Genomic DNA, 15,159 nt, shown 5'->3' with positions numbered 1-15,159 from the left:
GGCCATGCGCGCATCTTCGACTATGCCCCTGCCGCACCTGCTGCTCGCGGCAGGCGGCATCTACACCGCCCAGAGCCTCGTTGGCGGATTGACGTTTCTGGGCGTTCCCGCCGTGCTGCGCGCTGAAAATGTGGCACTTGACCGGATCGGTCTCGTTTCGCTTGCAATGCTGATCTGGGCCTTGAAGTTTCTCTGGGCCGGACCGGTTGAACGATGGCGCATCGGTACAGGCGGACGGCGCCGTTCGCGGGTTCTGATCCTTGCAGGTGAGGCCGTCGTCGTGCTGGCTCTCATGGCCTTTGGCCTTGCCGGGGGGACGGATTTTTCGGTTATTATCGGCCTGCTGGTTATCATGGCACTGGCATCAGCCACGGTGGACATTGCCTGTGATGCTTTCCTGATCGAACAGTTTCCCGATAATCGACGAGGGCTGGCCAATGTGGCGCAGGTTGGCGGCGGCTATCTCGGCATGATCTTTGGTAGCGGTCTCTTCGTTGCCGCGTATGCGGCGCTGGGCTGGTTGGCGGCATCCTTCGTTCTGGCCGCGCTCGTTCTTCTGTTTACAGTGCCGATGGCGATGGTTCGAGAGGCCACCGTGCCGACCGCCCCGCTCACCACTGCCGGATTGCTGAATGCCTTGCGGCGGCGCGAGATCCACATCGGCATCCTCATGGCGATCACGTTCGAACTGGGTGGACGGTTGGCGCAGGCGCTGACCGGGCCATTTCTGGTCGATGCCGGTTTGCCGCTCGCAACGCTCGGTCTGCTGAACGGCGGCGGCGGCGTCGCGGCGGGGCTTGCCGGCACTGCAGCCGGTGGCGCACTCGTCCAGCGCTTCGGGGCGGTCCGGGTTATGCTTTTCGTTGCCGGCCTTCACGTCTTTTCGCTGGTGGCGCTGGCCAGCGCCGTTTTGCTAGCCTCGGAGCATCTCTATCTTCTCGTGAGCCTGTTCGTCCTTGAAAGTGCGGTTATGGCTGCCGGGTTTGTCACCAGTTACGCGCGCTTGATGTCGCTTGCCTCTGCGGAACAGCCGGGTGTCGATTTCACGCTTTTCCAGTGCGCCAGTGCCATTGCCGCCGCGATCTGCGGCATGAGTGGTGCGATGCTGGCGGAAAGATCCGGCTACGCCCCGGTCTTTGCTCTGGCGGCATTGCTGACGGCAATCGTACCGCCGCTACTTTTCCTCTTCGAGCGTCTCTTGAGAAAGGAAGTTTCACCATGACCAGACCGCTTGCCGTCATAGTCGGTGCCGGTGTCGCCGGTCTTGCTGCCGCGTGGTGGCTGGACAAGGCCGGTTGGCGCTCGCTCGTGGTCGAACGAGCTACGGAACTGCGTCGGAACGGCTACATGCTCGGCCTCTCCGGCCTTGGGTTCGAGACCCTCAGCCGCATGGGCCTCATCAAGACGCTGGAGGCGGCGTCATATCGGATCGACGAGAACGTCTACAAGGATAGCAAGGGGCGTGAACTGCTGCGATTGCGGTATCGCGATTTCATTCGTGATCTTCCTTATCTCGCAATACGCCGGAGCGATCTGGTGCAGGCACTGGCAGACAGTCTGCCGGATAAGGCTGAAATTCGTTTCGGTGAGACCGTGGCCGGTTTCGAGGATAAGGGTTCGCATATCGACGTGACCCTGGCCGGCGGTGAGACGGTGACGGCGGAGCTGCTTATTGGTGCCGATGGTTTTCGTTCGCACACGCGGCAAGCGCTCTTCGGGCCGGACGGCGACTGTCTTCAGCCGCTGGGCTATTACTTTTCTGTCTATGATGTCGACGCTCCGAAGGATTTCGAGACCGATTTCGTATCCTATGCGGAACCGGGATATCTTGCCGAATATTATGCGCTGCATGGCGGGCGTCTGGCCGCCATGCATGTCTGGCGCGACAAGCGCAGCGGATTGGAACTGATGCCGGAGAAGGCGGTTTTGCTCAAAAGCGTCAGTTCGACGAGCCATCCACAGGTTCGCGCGCTGCTGGAACAGGCTGGAAGCGGAGAGGATCCCATTGTCGTTGACAGCTTGACCATGGTCGACCTGCCGCAATGGTCGAAGGGTCGGGTGCTGCTCCTCGGTGATGCCGCGCATTGTCTGACACTTGTTTCGGGGCAGGGGGCGGGTATGGCGCTCGCCTCTGCGGAAATGCTGGCGCAAGCGCTGAAGGATGGCGGTTCCGTGACCGGAGCGCTGGCGCATCACGAGGCGGGCCTGCGGCCGATCATCGGCCGACTTCAGGCGAGAAGCCGCAAGATGGCGGCAATTTTCATTCCGCAAAGCCGATTTGCATTCCGTCTGCGCAATTTCGTTATGCGCCACATGCCACGCGCATGGCTTGGCCGTTATTTCAGTGGCGCCATCCGGTCGGAAATAGAACTGGCGCGCATGCGATCGAACTGAATAAGTTCCTGCGTTGGATCGTGTCCCGCCGCGTTCTCTAATCGCGGTTGTCAAGCTGGTCGCAGTGGGCATCGCAGGTCAGGCTCATGGTTCTCTTCGAGGTCGGCACTGTGACCGCCTCATCATGGCGTTGGATAGGCTCAGTCGACCAATGTGGTGTTCGCGGTTATCTGGACGAACCAGCACTCGCATTCCTGGGATCGGTTTTGACTGCGCCATCGTCCTGACCGGACGATCTCGCTAATCTCAGCTAACTAGGGATAACGTCGTAAATCACGCGATCTGACTCGGCTCTTGCGATGACCAGCGGAAGGGTTCCCCGGAGATCCACATCGCGTGAAGGATCACGGCGAGCTTTCGGGCGACCGCCACCTTTGCTTTCCGATAGCCGCCACGCCGGGCGATGCGCAACCCCCAGCTCTTCAAAGCGGAGAACTGTGGGATACGCGTCAACAGCGCATTGGCTGCCTCATAAAGGCTGCGTCGAAGAAAGTCATCGCCCCGCTTAGACACCCGCCCGGATCTCATCGTCTCACCGGAGGCGTAGATGCGAGGCGTCAGCCCAAGATAGGCTCCGGCGCTGGATGATCGTTTGAAGCGTGTCGGGTCATCAATGGTTGCGGCGAAGCCGAGCGCAGTGATAACGCCGGCACCAGGGACCGACATCAGCCGTCTGACGACATTGTTCTGCCGCGCTAGCGAGCGAACCTTCGCCTCGAGATGACGGATCTGCTCAAGGATGTTGGCACGTGCCCGCATCAATGCTCCCACGACAGCCCGGATTGTCGGCGACGCATCGAGCTCGCCATCGATGATTTCCTCAGCACGCCTGGCGAACCCACCAACCCGTTTGCCAAACAGGATACCAAAGGTGCGAAGGACACCTCTGATCTGGTTCTCCAGGTCGCAGCGCGTTCGCACAAATTGGCTACGAGTGGCAAGGAGAGCCCGAGCTTCGTGGCTTGCCGTCGACTTGACATGAACGCTCTTGCACCAACCCGTACGAACGATCTGCGCCAAGCCGATGGCGTCGTTGCGGTCCGTCTTAGCAGGCATCATCTTCAAGGCCGCATTGGCATGGCGAGCATCCATGCAGATGATGGGAACGCCGCGTTCCTTCAATCCATTCCATAGCCAGACCGACAGGGGACCGGTTTCCAGTCCTGCACGGGTGACCGAGAACGGTTCAAGCGCTTCCCCAATCGCGTCTGGGCACGACGCTACCTTCCGCTCGGCAACAATTTTGCCTTCGTCATCAACGATGCAGATTGAGGTCGTTTGCTGGCTGACATCCAGTCCTGCATAATACTTCATGGCGGTTCTCCTCATAGCTTCGGCACACTGGCCACAGTTGACAAGGGGCAGTGTGGAGAGCCGCTGCCTGGAAGGCTAGGCCCTGAGCGATTACGCTATGTGGTGTAGCTGGTTGGTAGCGAAGCCGCTCGCGAACGCACTCTCCAATGTGCTGTAGGGAGCGGGCGGCTTAGCGGTGGTCACCAGTGTTTTCCGGTAGGGTCGGGTTGTTCAAGCTCAACCTGATGGAAAGACCACCGATGACCGACGACATGATGAACCTGCGCTCACTCGTTGAGAAGAGCGCCGACGCCGATTTGCTCCGGGATATGATCGGCTTTGCAGCCGAGAAACTGATGGCGCTGGAGGTCGGGACGAAGACCGGCGCGGGCTATGGCGAGAAGAATGGCTTCCGATTGGCCCAGCGCAACGGCTATCGCGACCGGGACTGGGAAACACGGGCTGGCACCGTCGAACTGCGCATTCCCAAGCTTCGCACCGGCAGCTATTTCCCGAGTTTCCTTGAGCCGCGCCGCATGGCCGAGAAGGCTCTGACGGCGGTCATTCAGGAGGCGTACATCCAAGGCGTCTCGACCCGATCCGTCGACGACCTCGTCAAGGCCATGGGAATGTCGGGCATTTCCAAAAGCCAGGTATCCCGCTTGTGCGAAGAGATCGACGACAAGGTGAAGGCCTTTCTCGACAGGCCCATCGAAGGGGAATGGCCCTATCTGTGGATCGATGGTGCGCCGTGCGGCGCGGGAGGTGCGTATGAGTTAGCGTGACCTCTCAAGCTTGCCGACTTCTAACCGGCGGCTGAGATGCCGCCCGATTTACAGGAGCAGTGGATCGAAGGGGGCCAAGAAGCTCGACCGGGCGTCGTCGGTTGGGTTGCATAAGCAGATTGGCCTTAACTGTACCGGATGCGGGCCATCAACCGCAGGCCGGGCTACCGCAGTGCCTATGGCGAGACAACGAAGTGGGCGTCCGAAACCTCGAAACACAGAAATCGCTTCCATTAGCGGGATGGCGTGGAAGCACCCAACAGCGATCAGAGGCGGCAAGGTTCGTCGATCCTTGCTGCCGGGCTCTCGAAGAGACCCGAGATGGGGCTGGCTCCTATGCCCCATCTCCCGCATTGCACGGGGTAGAGCTCACCGCCTAATGGCACAAGGTTGGGAATCGGAACACGGGAACTTGGATCGTCTGCCCGGTCGGAAGCCGGGCTCGCTGCGACGGCCAGATAGGGACGACACCAAGGGCGGAGCTTTCGTAGTAGTCGGAGTGCGGGAAAGCCGCATACAGGGCGAAGGGAAGCAGGAAGACGATAGGATTGTAGAGACGGGGGAGTGATCCGTGGACATGGATCTTCAGGCAGACAAAGTCTGGGTACTCGGCATTCAAAGCAAACTCTATCAGTGGAGTAAGGCGAATCCCGACGATCAATGGCGGGACATGTGGGGTTGGTTGACCGACCTCAGAGTGCTCCGCCATGCCTGGCATCGTGTTGCTTCCAACAAAGGAGGACGCACGGCTGGGGTTGACGGGATGACGGTGGAACGCATCCGGAATAGGAGTGAACAGCGCTTTTTGGTCGATCTCCAAGCGGATCTGCGCAGCGGCGCATATCGGCCAAGCCCGGCCAGACGCAAGCTCATTCCAAAGGCCGGGAAACCGGGGCAGTTCCGGCCCTTGGGAATCCCCACCATCAGGGACCGCGTTGTACAAGGCGCGGTCAAGATTCTTCTGGAGCCGATCTTCGAGGCGCAATTCTGGCATGTCTCTTATGGGTTCCGACCCGGTAGAAACACGCATGGCGCCTTGGAGTATATTCGTCGGGCAGCCTTGCCCCAGAAACGGGACAAGGACACCCGACGAAACCGGCTGCCATACCCCTGGGTCATTGAGGGAGACATCAAAGGATGCTTCGACAATATCAATCATCATCACCTGCTCGAGCGGATGCGCAAGCGCATCGGTGATCGACGAGTGGTGCGATTGGTCGGACTATTCCTAAAGGCCGGCGTTTTGACGGAGGATCAGTTCCTCCGGACGGACGCCGGTACCCCTCAGGGCGGGATCATCTCACCTTTGCTCGCAAACATCGCCCTTAGCGCGATCGAGGAGCGGTATGAAAGGTGGACGTATCACCGTCGAAAGACCCAAGCCCGTCGCAAAAGCAATGGGGTGGCAGCAGCGGCAAGCGCCCGGGACAGCGATCGCATAGCAGGACGCTGTGTGTTTCTGCCTGTGCGTTACGCTGACGACTTTGTGGTTCTTGTGTCTGGATCGCTGGAGGACGCGATGGCGGAGAAATCTGCACTAGCCGACTACCTGATCAAGACCACAGGGCTAACGCTGTCGCCGGAAAAGACGAAGGTTACGGCCATGACAGAGGGCTTCGAGTTTCTCGGATTCCGCTTCGGTGCCTATTGGGATAAACGCTACGGCTACGGCCCACGCGTTGAAATACCCAAGGCGAAGGCCGCCAACCTGCGTCACAAAGTCAAGCAACTGACGCAACGCGATAGCATCTCCGTCAGTCTTGGCGAAAAGCTCCGGAGGGTGAATTCCATCACCAGCGGATGGGCGAATTATTACCGCCACTGTGTAGGCGCCGGCCGGGTGTTTGTCGCACTCGACTGGTACATCGGTCTGCGTCTGTACTGCTGGCTACGTAATAAGCGCCCAAAGGCAACGGCGAGTGAACTGTGGGGCTCGAAACAGCCCAGCAGGCGCCGGGCAACGAGACGGGTCTGGAGAGAAGGGTCCATTGAGCAACATGTGCTCTGCTGGACGCCTGTCGAGCGATACCGTCTTGCTTGGATGGATATGCCTGACTTTGCCATGTCTTCTGGAGAGCCGGATGCGTAACGAAAGGCGCACGTCCGGTTCGGCGAGAGGCGATGCGAGACCTGCCGCCGTAATGCGGTAAGGCGCGTATCGCCTACTCATCCCACGTATCTGAAGGTCCGGCGCGGTGGGCGCATTGTCTCTGTCGCGGTCATCATCGCAGTCGGCGTCAACACCGACGGCCGACGCGAGGTGCTCGGCATGGAGATCGGCACATCCGAGGCGGAAGCGATCTGGACGGAGTTCCTGCGCAAGCTGACCAGGCGAGGCCTGCGCGGCGTCAAACTCGTCGTCTCCGATGCGCATGAGGGCATCAAGGCAGCCGTGTCGAAAGTGCTCTCCGCCACCTGGCAGAGATGCAGGGTTCACTTCATGCGCAACGCACTGGCCCATGCCGGAAAGAGTGGAAGGCGTGTCGTCTCCGCCTTCATCGCCACAGCCTTCGCCCAGGACACCCCCGAGGCGGCAAGCACCCAATGGCGCAATGTCGCCGACCAGATCAGGCCGAAGGTGCCGAAACTCGCTACCCTGATGGATAGTGCCGAACAGGATGTGCTCGCCTACATGACCTTTCCCAAGGCACACTGGACAAAGCTTCACAGCACAAACCCAATCGAACGGCTCAACGGCGAGATCAAGCGACGGACAGAGGTCGTCGGCATCTTTCCCAACGACGATGCCATCGTCAGGCTGGTCGGTGCCTTGCTGCTCGAACAGAATGACGAGTGGGCAGTCCAGCGCTCCCGCTACATGACACTTGAGACTATCGCCACGATGAGCGATGATCCGCTCATCAGCCTGCCAGCCGCAAGCTGATCCATTCCCGGCTCTGTCCGGAAGGCACGGCGACCGCCGAAGCTACACCACGCGGCGGGACACGATCAGGGCCGATCGTGTCCCGCCGAGTTCTCTAATCGCGGTTGTCAAGCTGGTCGCAGTGGGCATCGCAGGTCAGGCTCATGGTTCTCTTCGAGGTCGGCACTGTGACCGCCTCATCATGGCGTTGGATAGGCTCAGTCGACCAATGTGGTGTTCGCGGTTATCTGGACGAACCAGCACTCGCATTCCTGGGATCGGTTTTGACTGGACTTGCCTCGGAAAAGTGGAGAGGTTTTCTTGAGTTGAAAGGAAACCGGAATGCCGAAGCAGAAGAATTTTACGAAGGAATTTGAGACCGAAGCGGTGCGGCTGGCGCAGACGAGCGGGCGGACTCAGCGTGAGATCGCACAGGACCTGGGCGTCGGCCTATCGACGCTGGTGCGCTGGATCGGCCGTAGCCGTGATCGGGCGATGGATGCGCCGGCGGTATCCGCTGCCACCGAGGACATGGCGGCCGAGTTGAAACAGTTGCGCAGGGAGAACGAAATCCTTCGGCAGGAACGTGAGATACTGAAGCGTGCCGCGACTTTTTTCGCCAAGGAGGGAAGTCGATGAAGTTCCGTTTCATCGACGAGGCGAAAGATGAATTCCCCGCACACCGCCTCTGCAAAGTTTTGGGCGTCAGCCAGAGTGGCTATTTCGCTTGGAAAGACCGGCCAGCAAGTCGTCGGCAGCGCGAGGACATGGTGATGCTCGCGCATCTGCGCTCGGCCTATGCGCTGTCTCACGAGACCTATGGCAGCCCACGCATGACGCGGGAATTGCAGGACAGTGGCTTTGCCATTGGTCGGAGGCGCACAGCACGGCTGATGCGAGACAATGGCCTGCATGCCCGGCAGAAGCGTCGGTTCAAGCGCACGACCGACAGCCAGCATGCTTTCCCGATTGCACCCAACATCATCGATCAGGACTTCGCCGCGATCGGCCCCAATCAGAAATGGGGTGTTGATATTTCCTACGATGCGCCTCGCCCCAATCGGGGAGGCATATGACTGGAATGCAAAGAGAAAGGAGGATGTGAGTATTTGCCTGTCCCCTGCTGCGAGGGGGCATGAGCCCAAGCGGCGGTGACCTGCCGTCAACTGGCAGGGTGACGGAGCCCGCAGGTAAAGGGGATTGAGGCGAAGCCGTTACGCCAAGATGGTTCCCGAGGCTGAAGTATTGGAAGGTTGAGGAACACGAACCGGTTAACCCGCATCTGAGGGCTGAAATGTCGCCTCCGCCTACACGGCTTAACAGGCGGAATGCTGATGAAGCTGCCGGACACGTAAGTCGGCGGCATCCGAATACGGTAGTATATGTAGGTCGCCCGTATGGGGTGTCAATCGGCGTCGTAACGGGACCCCTTATCGGCTCCCAAAATTGGCTCTGACTCACTTTTGATGAATTCTGTGCGTCGGCTGGCGTTGGTTTTGCAAAAGGAATCAGCGCCATGGTTCATTCGCTTCGCCCCTCCGCACTCGTGCCCCGAGGCTTTGTCATCGATGAGACAGCTTCTGCTGGCGACGCGATCATACTCACTGTCCGTTCGACAGATATATCCAGCGGTTGTCCAGGCTGCGGAACAAGATCGGAGCGGATACACAGTCGTTATCATCGACGCCTGACGGATCTGCCCATCGCGGGAAAGTCTGTGCGATTGGTTATTGCCGCGCGCCGGTTCTACTGCGACGCGGTGCTTTGCGGCCGAAGGATTTTTACCGAGCGCTTCGAGACAGATGCCCTGGCGCCGTGGGCGCGGCGTACGGCGCGGCTTGATCATATCGTCCATCATCTCGGGCTTGCTTTGGGTGGGCGACCGGCGGCGGCTTTCGCCCGCAGACTAATGGTGCCGGTCAGCAACGACACCTTGTTGCGCGTCGTCCGACGGCGCGGCACGCCGCGTTTCGTCCCGCCGACGGTGATCGGCATCGACGATTGGGCGTGGCGGCGCAACCAGCGTTACGGGACGATCATCTGCGATCTCGAACGGCATAAAACCATTGCACTTCTGCCGGACCGAGAGCCGGCAACCGCTCAGGCCTGGCTTTCGGATCAGCAACAGATCAGTATTGTCGCCCGCGACCGCGGTGGCGCCTACGCCCTTGCTGCAGCAAAGGCACTGCCTGAGGCAACCCAAGTGGCCGATCGATGGCATTTGATGGAGAACGCCAGTCGGGCATTCCTCGACGCCGTCCGCAAATCCATGCGCCAGGTCAGAACAGCGATCGGGTCCGCAACGATCAATCCGGATCTGCTGACGGCCGCTGAGCGGATCCAATATCAGGGATATCTTCATCGAGAAGATACGAACGCCGTCATTCTGGACTTGGCCAAGTCCGGTGTTTCAATCAAAGAAATCGTTCGTCGCACCGGTCACAGTCGTGGCCTCGTCTGGCGAGTGCTACGCGGTCAGCGATCCGACGTGTTCCGCGTGCGGGAGAACTCGCTTGAAGTTTATCTCCCATGGCTCGATGCTCAATGGAGCGCCGGTCACCGCAATGGCACACAGTTTTGGCGAGAGCTGACGCGCCAGGGATTCCATGGCTGCCTTCGCGTCGTAACCGAATGGGCGACGCGTCGACGAAAGGCAGAAAAGATGGATTGCGAGGCGTTGAGCCGTACACCGTCGGCACGGGCTGTCGCACGCCTCATGACCATCGGTCGCGACGATCTCTCCAAGTCTCAGACCGTTACGGTTGCCGCGATTGAAGGCGGCGTGCCGCAACTCGTAGAAGCGCGGGAAGTCGTCGCCGCTTTCCAAGCCATGATAGGCAAGAAATCTCTCGCCGATCTCGAACCATGGCTGGAACGCGCCCGATCAAGCTTGGTCGCGGCCTTCGCCAAGGGTGTCGCCAAAGACTGGGCAGCCGTGAGTGCCGCGATCAGTTCGCCTTGGTCAAATGGACAGACAGAGGGGCAGATTACCAAGCTCAAGTTTGTAAAACGCCAGATGTACGGTCGAGGGAAAATCGACCTCCTTCAGGCCCGCGTCATTGGCGCCGGATAGGCATCTGACCACCAAAACTGGGTCAGAGCCCTTATTCCATGCCTAATCACACGCAAACCGGTCTGCGTGTTCCCCGCATGCGCGGGGATGAACCGGGTGACCTGTTCACGCAATGCGTGCGCGTTGAGTGTTTTCCACATATGCAGGGTCAAATCTTAGGCGGCGCCTATATGGTTCTGGTGATTTCAATCCCACAGGCACGATAAAGGCGCTGCTGCTAGCCTATCACCAAAGGGGACTGTATCAGTATTGTCATAAAGCACCACGCCAAAAGCGAAACGTTTGCCGGCCGCCTCAGCCATGGCCTTTAGGCCGGAAAAATCTCCTGCCTTGACCGTGGCGCTTGCTTTGACTTCTATACCGACAAGCATTCCGTCGTCGCGTTCCACAACAATATCCACCTCGTGGCCATCTCTATCCCGGAAGTGATGCGCCGTTGCCCTAATGTCAGATGCTGTCATGAGCTTCTGGACTTCGGAAAATACGAAACTTTCTAAGAGCGCGCCGAAGATCCCGCGGTCGGCCTTCACCCGGTCAAATGTGAGCCCGCGTACGGTTGCTAGCAAGCCTGAGTCGACAAAATGCAGCTTTGGTGTCTTTACCATTCGCTTCAGCGCGTTGGTAAACCAAGGTTGTACCGTTGTTATCAAGAAAACCTGTTCGAGCAGCCCCACGTAGCGTTGACCTGTTTTATGACTGACATTGATGCCAGCGCCAAACTGGGAATAATTGACCAACTGGCCGGAATGCTCGGTCAGTAACCGAACGAATTTCGGCAGTTCAGTCAGTTTTTCTACGTCTGCAATATCCCGCAAATCCCTGGTGAGGATGGACGTGAGATAAGATCGAGCCCAATCCTGACGGCGGCGCTCACTCTCTCGGCTAAGGGCTTCCGGAAAACCGCCAAGCAAGACGGTCCTAATCAGATCATCTCCAAGAATCGTGTTTTGCTGGCTTTTCAATTTGCCATCAAACAATCGTTCAAGGAAGCTGGGATGCTGCCCAACAATCTCCGCTCTTGCCAAAGGAAGCATTTGAATGGTTTCCATTCGGCCTGCCAGGCTGTCAGCAACTTTTGGAAGGGTTAGTACATTCGCCGATCCGGTGAGCAGGAAGCGGCCCGGCCTATAATCTTCATCAATGGACTTCTTGATCGCGAGCAGTAGGTCCGGTGCGCGTTGCACCTCATCGATAATCGCTTGATCAAGGCCTCTAATAAAGCCGATCGGGTCCGTTCTAGCGGCCTCCAGAACCGTTTGATCATCCAGCGTTACATATATGCGCTCGGGATTTCTCATCTTTCTGACGAGGGTTGTTTTGCCTGCCCGGCGGGGTCCAATAATTAAAACAACGGGCGTGTCGGAGAGAGCCTCCTCTGCCCGGCGTTCAACAAATCGTCCAAACATGCCATTCCTCGAATCTTCGCTGATTGGTACTATTGGCTTCGGCTAATTGGAAGTCAACTATCCGCTAATTGGGAGTGGTTGGTTTGAGTCACGAGCCGGGGAGCGGTCTATGATGCCTCATCTCAATCAGTATTAGTCTTTTCGATAGGAGAGTGTGGCTGTGCAATTCTTAAAGTCTAAATCTTGGTCGGGATCGCGCGGCTAAACCATCGGATTCCGGTCCAGCTTGCCCTGATATGCCGGATGCAGGTGCGACACGATCGCGTCGATGAGCGATGGCGGTTTCGATCCTGCGAGCAGCAGCATTTTGCCCGTCTTCATCTCCAAAATCTGATCAACGGTCATGAGTTTTTGTCGTTGCTCGGCCGTGGACGTCTTACGGCTCTCGCCAAACTTCGCGGCTGATTGTTTGGTACGGGTCAACACCGTCTGCTCGCCGAGCGCGTTCGCGGCCCAATTTGCGGTTTCGAACTCGGCGCGGCCGAGACCGAAAATGCGGGTGGTGACGCAGGAGCCGAGAATGCTGGCGGTGTCGCCCTTGCCATAGACGCTTTCGATCTGGCCCTTGTCCTGGGTGATGAACAGCGCCTCAATGCCGCAGCCGGCGGCGACGTTGGCGATGTTGATCAGCTTTTCCATGCGGCCGAGACGAACAAACTCGTCCAAGACCAGCAGCACATTCCTTTTCGGCTTCCTGGTTCCTTCAAGACGAACGGCCATGCCGAGAATGATGTTCGTCAGCAGCCGGAGAAATGCGGCCTGGGCGTCCACCTGATCGAGCGGCACGACCATGAAGAGGTCAGCGCGGCCCTCGAAAAGGTTTTCGAGCGAGCATGTGGAGGCGCTGAGGAAACTGCGGAGTTCGTCGGAACGCGCCCAATCGAAGGCCTTCTTGATGGTCGTCTTGATTGCGCCGCGCTCATTCTCGCCGGCTGCTAGGAAGGTGGCTGCGGCGGCGGCTGGGCGGGTACCGAAGGTCTCCGGCGCTCCGGCCCATTCCGTCAGCGTCTTTTCAAGGCCGGCGGAAAACAGCAGGTCCATGACGGTGATCAGGTTGCGATCGGCTTCCGCGCGCCTGACCATGACGACCTCGATCACGGCGGCAATCATGGATTTTGCCATTTCGGCGAAGTGTGCGCCGTTTCCGCCTTACGGTCGCACAAGCCCTTCGGCTATGACCTCGATGTCGCGGACCAGGTGCGCTTGCCGGATGTAGTTGAGTGGGTAGAAACTATCCTTCGATGGCTCAATGACGCCGAAAGGATTGAGAACCACGACCTGACGCCCGAGCGATCGGCGATAGCGGCGCGTTACGGCGAAGTTTTCACCCTTGATGTCGAGGACGGCGACCGGCCCGTCATGGTCGATGATGGCGGGAATGACGACGGACACGCCTTTCCCGGCGCGTGTGCCGGCGATGGCGACATGGTGGCCGGCGCGCCATCCGGTTTTCGGATTGGGGCGGTATCCCTGTTCTGCAGGCATCCCGCAAATCCTTCCCCTTCGTGGAGAAGGCGTTCGCCGACATGGGATATTCAGGCGACCGGCCGCAGAATGCGACGCTTGTCGATGTCGAGATCGTCCGCAAGCCAAAGGATCAGGTCGGCTTTACCGTTCATCCAAAGCGCTGGGTCGTCGAGCGTTTCTTCGCCTGGATCAGTCGAAATCGGCGGCTGTGGAAAGACCCGGAGGCGACCATAAAGGCCGCTGAGGCCTTTCTATATGTCGCATCCATCATGACCCTCATCAGGCGGATCGCACGATCAAAATGAATTCTCGGACAGACTCTAAGCGGAGAATTCTGCTTTTGATTTTGAGTTTACGGTTTCAACCTCAAGCAGGGAGGGAAACCAGTCCGGTTGAGATTGCTGTCGGCACGAATGCAATTTACCAACGCGGATCCGGCCACTCGGCATTTTCCCATGCCGCGAACTCTGTTGGAGAGATCAGGTTCTTTTCGCCGTTCTTCAAACGCATAGGGTAGAAGCGTTCATACATCGGATCGAAACTCGAAAGGAGCTGTGCAAAGCTGGCCTTCCTTTTCGCTTTCGTCCATGAGCAAAAGATTGCCCCTCGACTGTCGATCATGTCGAACACTTCAGGTTGTGCCGGATCAAGGCGCTGCCAGAGATCGATAATATGCCCCGCCTGCACACCAAAATCCTCGCGCAACGCATCTTCGATGACGGCCTCCAATGCGTAGGTGATGGATTGCGTTTTGGCCGTATGGCTGAGGAAGGCGAGGGATTGCCTCAGTAGCCTCTGCTGAAGAAGAAGGACGGGCCAGACGATCTGGACACCATATCGGACGCCGATTTCTTCAATATGTTTTGGCGGCTGAATAACCTCGCGCTGCCTTTCAAACGCCTTGCGCACATCGTAGGCCAAGCCAAGAAACGAGCCTTCCTTGTCGATGACAAGCGGCGAGCGGTCATTCACGTCATGGACGACCTCATGCAGCCAAGTCAGGGACGTGTGGTCTCCGATGAGCAGGATGCCGGCGTGGTTTCTGAGCAAGCTGTAGGAGAGCATCCAGGGAAATCCTTTCCATCACATCCAAGGGCCTTATCAGCCCGCCCACGGGTCAAAAATATCTATTCCGAAGCCTTCGAAATCCTTGGTGTTGCGCGTCGCAAGCGTTAGCTGATGAGCGACGGCAGTGGCGGCAATCAGACCGTCCATTGATGCGAGTCCCCGACCACTTCGCTTGGCAAGTGCCATGAGATCGCCCCAGGCCAGGGCGACAGGCCCTTCCACCGGCAAAATCCTGCTTTCGAAGCGTTGAGGCAGATCATGCGCGAGCCATTCGTCCAGGGCATCGCGTTTTCGCCCGGTATCCATCAACGCAATGCCGAGACGAATTTCAGCAATCGATACGATGCTGATGAACGTGCGGTCTTCGTCCAACCCGTGAAGCCATCGCAGAACACCTTCGTCTGGGCTAGGTTTTGTAACTTCCGACAGCACACTCGTATCGAGCAGCAGTCTCATAACGACAAGTCACGCGGCTCGTCATGTTGACGTTGAAGATCCAGATCCGCACCGCGCAGAGGCGATGCCAACAGAAATTCCGCAAGCGATCCCCGGCGCCCAGTTTTCTTCTGCCACTCATCTGCAGAAACGACGACCACGCTCGGCTTTCCGTTGCGTGTAATCGTCTGAGGGGCCAATTGCGCGCGCTCCATGACTTCCGAGAGCTTTGCCTTCGCGCCGGCGACCGTCCAGCTCCTATCGTCGTGCGTTGATGTTTTCATCGCTTCACCTATAACCAAAATGACTATAGTGACTATAATGCGTCAGCAGTTTTTCTGCAAGCGCTTGAACGGTAGGGGAGGGGATAGCAAT

9 protein-coding genes and 5 pseudogenes are annotated in these 15,159 nt (G+C 58.5%); 8 read left to right on the top strand and 6 right to left on the bottom strand.

The features are described from left to right. Positions 1-4: 4 nt before the first annotated feature. Together AC4CWF_RS19800 and AC4CWF_RS19795 are read left to right on the top strand one after the other, a co-directional pair. Complete coding sequence (locus tag AC4CWF_RS19800; RefSeq protein WP_491286973.1) at positions 5-1,222, top strand: MFS transporter; 1,218 nt, start codon at positions 5-7, stop codon at positions 1,220-1,222. Further along, positions 1,219-2,394: an FAD-dependent monooxygenase gene (locus AC4CWF_RS19795; protein WP_491286971.1), complete on the top strand. Its 1,176-nt coding sequence runs from the start codon at positions 1,219-1,221 to the stop codon at positions 2,392-2,394. The genes AC4CWF_RS19800 and AC4CWF_RS19795 overlap by 4 nt, the downstream gene beginning before the upstream one ends. A 273-nt stretch (positions 2,395-2,667) precedes the next feature. Here the strand turns inward: AC4CWF_RS19795 and AC4CWF_RS19790 are convergent, their stop codons facing one another. Next, positions 2,668-3,708, bottom strand: coding sequence for an IS110 family RNA-guided transposase (locus AC4CWF_RS19790; protein ID WP_491286969.1), 1,041 nt, complete (start codon positions 3,706-3,708; stop codon positions 2,668-2,670). Positions 3,709-3,947: 239 nt separating this feature from the next. Between AC4CWF_RS19790 and AC4CWF_RS19785 the strand changes: the two are divergent. The 5 genes and pseudogenes from AC4CWF_RS19785 to AC4CWF_RS19765 all read left to right on the top strand — a co-directional run. Then, a pseudogene (locus tag AC4CWF_RS19785) lies at positions 3,948-4,430 on the top strand (transposase); the annotation flags it as partial. A 619-nt stretch (positions 4,431-5,049) separates the two neighbouring features. Next, positions 5,050-6,561 (top strand): group II intron reverse transcriptase/maturase, encoded by a 1,512-nt coding sequence (gene ltrA / locus AC4CWF_RS19780; RefSeq protein WP_491287701.1) that lies wholly within the window; start codon positions 5,050-5,052, stop codon positions 6,559-6,561. An 84-nt stretch (positions 6,562-6,645) separates the two neighbouring features. Further along, positions 6,646-7,356 (top strand): annotated as a pseudogene (locus AC4CWF_RS19775) (IS256 family transposase); the annotation flags it as partial. A 321-nt stretch (positions 7,357-7,677) separates the two neighbouring features. Beyond that, positions 7,678-8,378, top strand: a pseudogene (locus AC4CWF_RS19770) (IS3 family transposase); the annotation flags it as partial. A gap of 473 nt (positions 8,379-8,851) precedes the next feature. Continuing rightward, on the top strand, positions 8,852-10,408 hold the full coding sequence (locus AC4CWF_RS19765) for an ISL3 family transposase (RefSeq protein WP_491286967.1): 1,557 nt from the start codon (positions 8,852-8,854) through the stop codon (positions 10,406-10,408). A gap of 185 nt (positions 10,409-10,593) precedes the next feature. On the opposite strand, the gene AC4CWF_RS19760 is transcribed toward AC4CWF_RS19765, so the two are convergent. Further along, a complete protein-coding gene (locus AC4CWF_RS19760) occupies positions 10,594-11,814 on the bottom strand; it encodes an ATP-binding protein (RefSeq protein ID WP_491286966.1) in 1,221 nt (406 codons plus the stop codon). Between the two features lie 201 nt (positions 11,815-12,015). Then, positions 12,016-13,299 (bottom strand): annotated as a pseudogene (locus AC4CWF_RS19755) (type IV secretory system conjugative DNA transfer family protein). Here AC4CWF_RS19755 and AC4CWF_RS19750 point away from each other — a divergent pair. Beyond that, positions 13,275-13,586: pseudogene (locus tag AC4CWF_RS19750) on the top strand (transposase family protein); the annotation flags it as partial. The pseudogenes AC4CWF_RS19755 and AC4CWF_RS19750 overlap by 25 nt on opposite strands. 115 nt (positions 13,587-13,701) lie before the next feature. Here AC4CWF_RS19750 and AC4CWF_RS19745 read toward each other — a convergent pair. From AC4CWF_RS19745 to AC4CWF_RS19735, 3 genes are read right to left on the bottom strand one after another with little or no spacing between them, the layout of a single operon-like run. After that, a complete protein-coding gene (locus AC4CWF_RS19745; RefSeq protein ID WP_491286964.1) occupies positions 13,702-14,346 on the bottom strand; it encodes a DUF6904 family protein in 645 nt (214 codons plus the stop codon). Between the two features lie 36 nt (positions 14,347-14,382). After that, positions 14,383-14,805 (bottom strand): type II toxin-antitoxin system VapC family toxin, encoded by a 423-nt coding sequence (locus AC4CWF_RS19740; protein ID WP_491286962.1) that lies wholly within the window; start codon positions 14,803-14,805, stop codon positions 14,383-14,385. Next, the gene (locus tag AC4CWF_RS19735; RefSeq protein WP_491286960.1) at positions 14,802-15,068 is read right to left on the bottom strand and encodes a type II toxin-antitoxin system Phd/YefM family antitoxin; all 267 of its coding nucleotides are present in this window, start codon (positions 15,066-15,068) and stop codon (positions 14,802-14,804) included. Before AC4CWF_RS19735 ends, AC4CWF_RS19740 begins: the two co-directional genes overlap by 4 nt. Positions 15,069-15,159: the final 91 nt, after the last annotated feature.

The organism is Neorhizobium sp. PAMB6630 (assembly GCF_058242775.1).
This window is presented reverse-complemented; position numbering and strand designations above follow the sequence as displayed.

What these genes read in the sequence shown, in the direction of transcription:
- AC4CWF_RS19800 (WP_491286973.1), top strand. Translation starts at nt 5, where the DNA reads ATGCGCGCATCTTCGACTATGCCCCTGCCGCACCTGCTGCTCGCGGCA.
- AC4CWF_RS19795 (WP_491286971.1), top strand. Translation starts at nt 1,219, where the DNA reads ATGACCAGACCGCTTGCCGTCATAGTCGGTGCCGGTGTCGCCGGTCTT.
- AC4CWF_RS19790 (WP_491286969.1), bottom strand. Translation starts at nt 3,708, where the DNA reads ATGAAGTATTATGCAGGACTGGATGTCAGCCAGCAAACGACCTCAATC.
- ltrA (WP_491287701.1), top strand. Translation starts at nt 5,050, where the DNA reads ATGGATCTTCAGGCAGACAAAGTCTGGGTACTCGGCATTCAAAGCAAA.
- AC4CWF_RS19765 (WP_491286967.1), top strand. Translation starts at nt 8,852, where the DNA reads ATGGTTCATTCGCTTCGCCCCTCCGCACTCGTGCCCCGAGGCTTTGTC.
- AC4CWF_RS19760 (WP_491286966.1), bottom strand. Translation starts at nt 11,814, where the DNA reads ATGTTTGGACGATTTGTTGAACGCCGGGCAGAGGAGGCTCTCTCCGAC.
- AC4CWF_RS19745 (WP_491286964.1), bottom strand. Translation starts at nt 14,346, where the DNA reads ATGCTCTCCTACAGCTTGCTCAGAAACCACGCCGGCATCCTGCTCATC.
- AC4CWF_RS19740 (WP_491286962.1), bottom strand. Translation starts at nt 14,805, where the DNA reads ATGAGACTGCTGCTCGATACGAGTGTGCTGTCGGAAGTTACAAAACCT.
- AC4CWF_RS19735 (WP_491286960.1), bottom strand. Translation starts at nt 15,068, where the DNA reads ATGAAAACATCAACGCACGACGATAGGAGCTGGACGGTCGCCGGCGCG.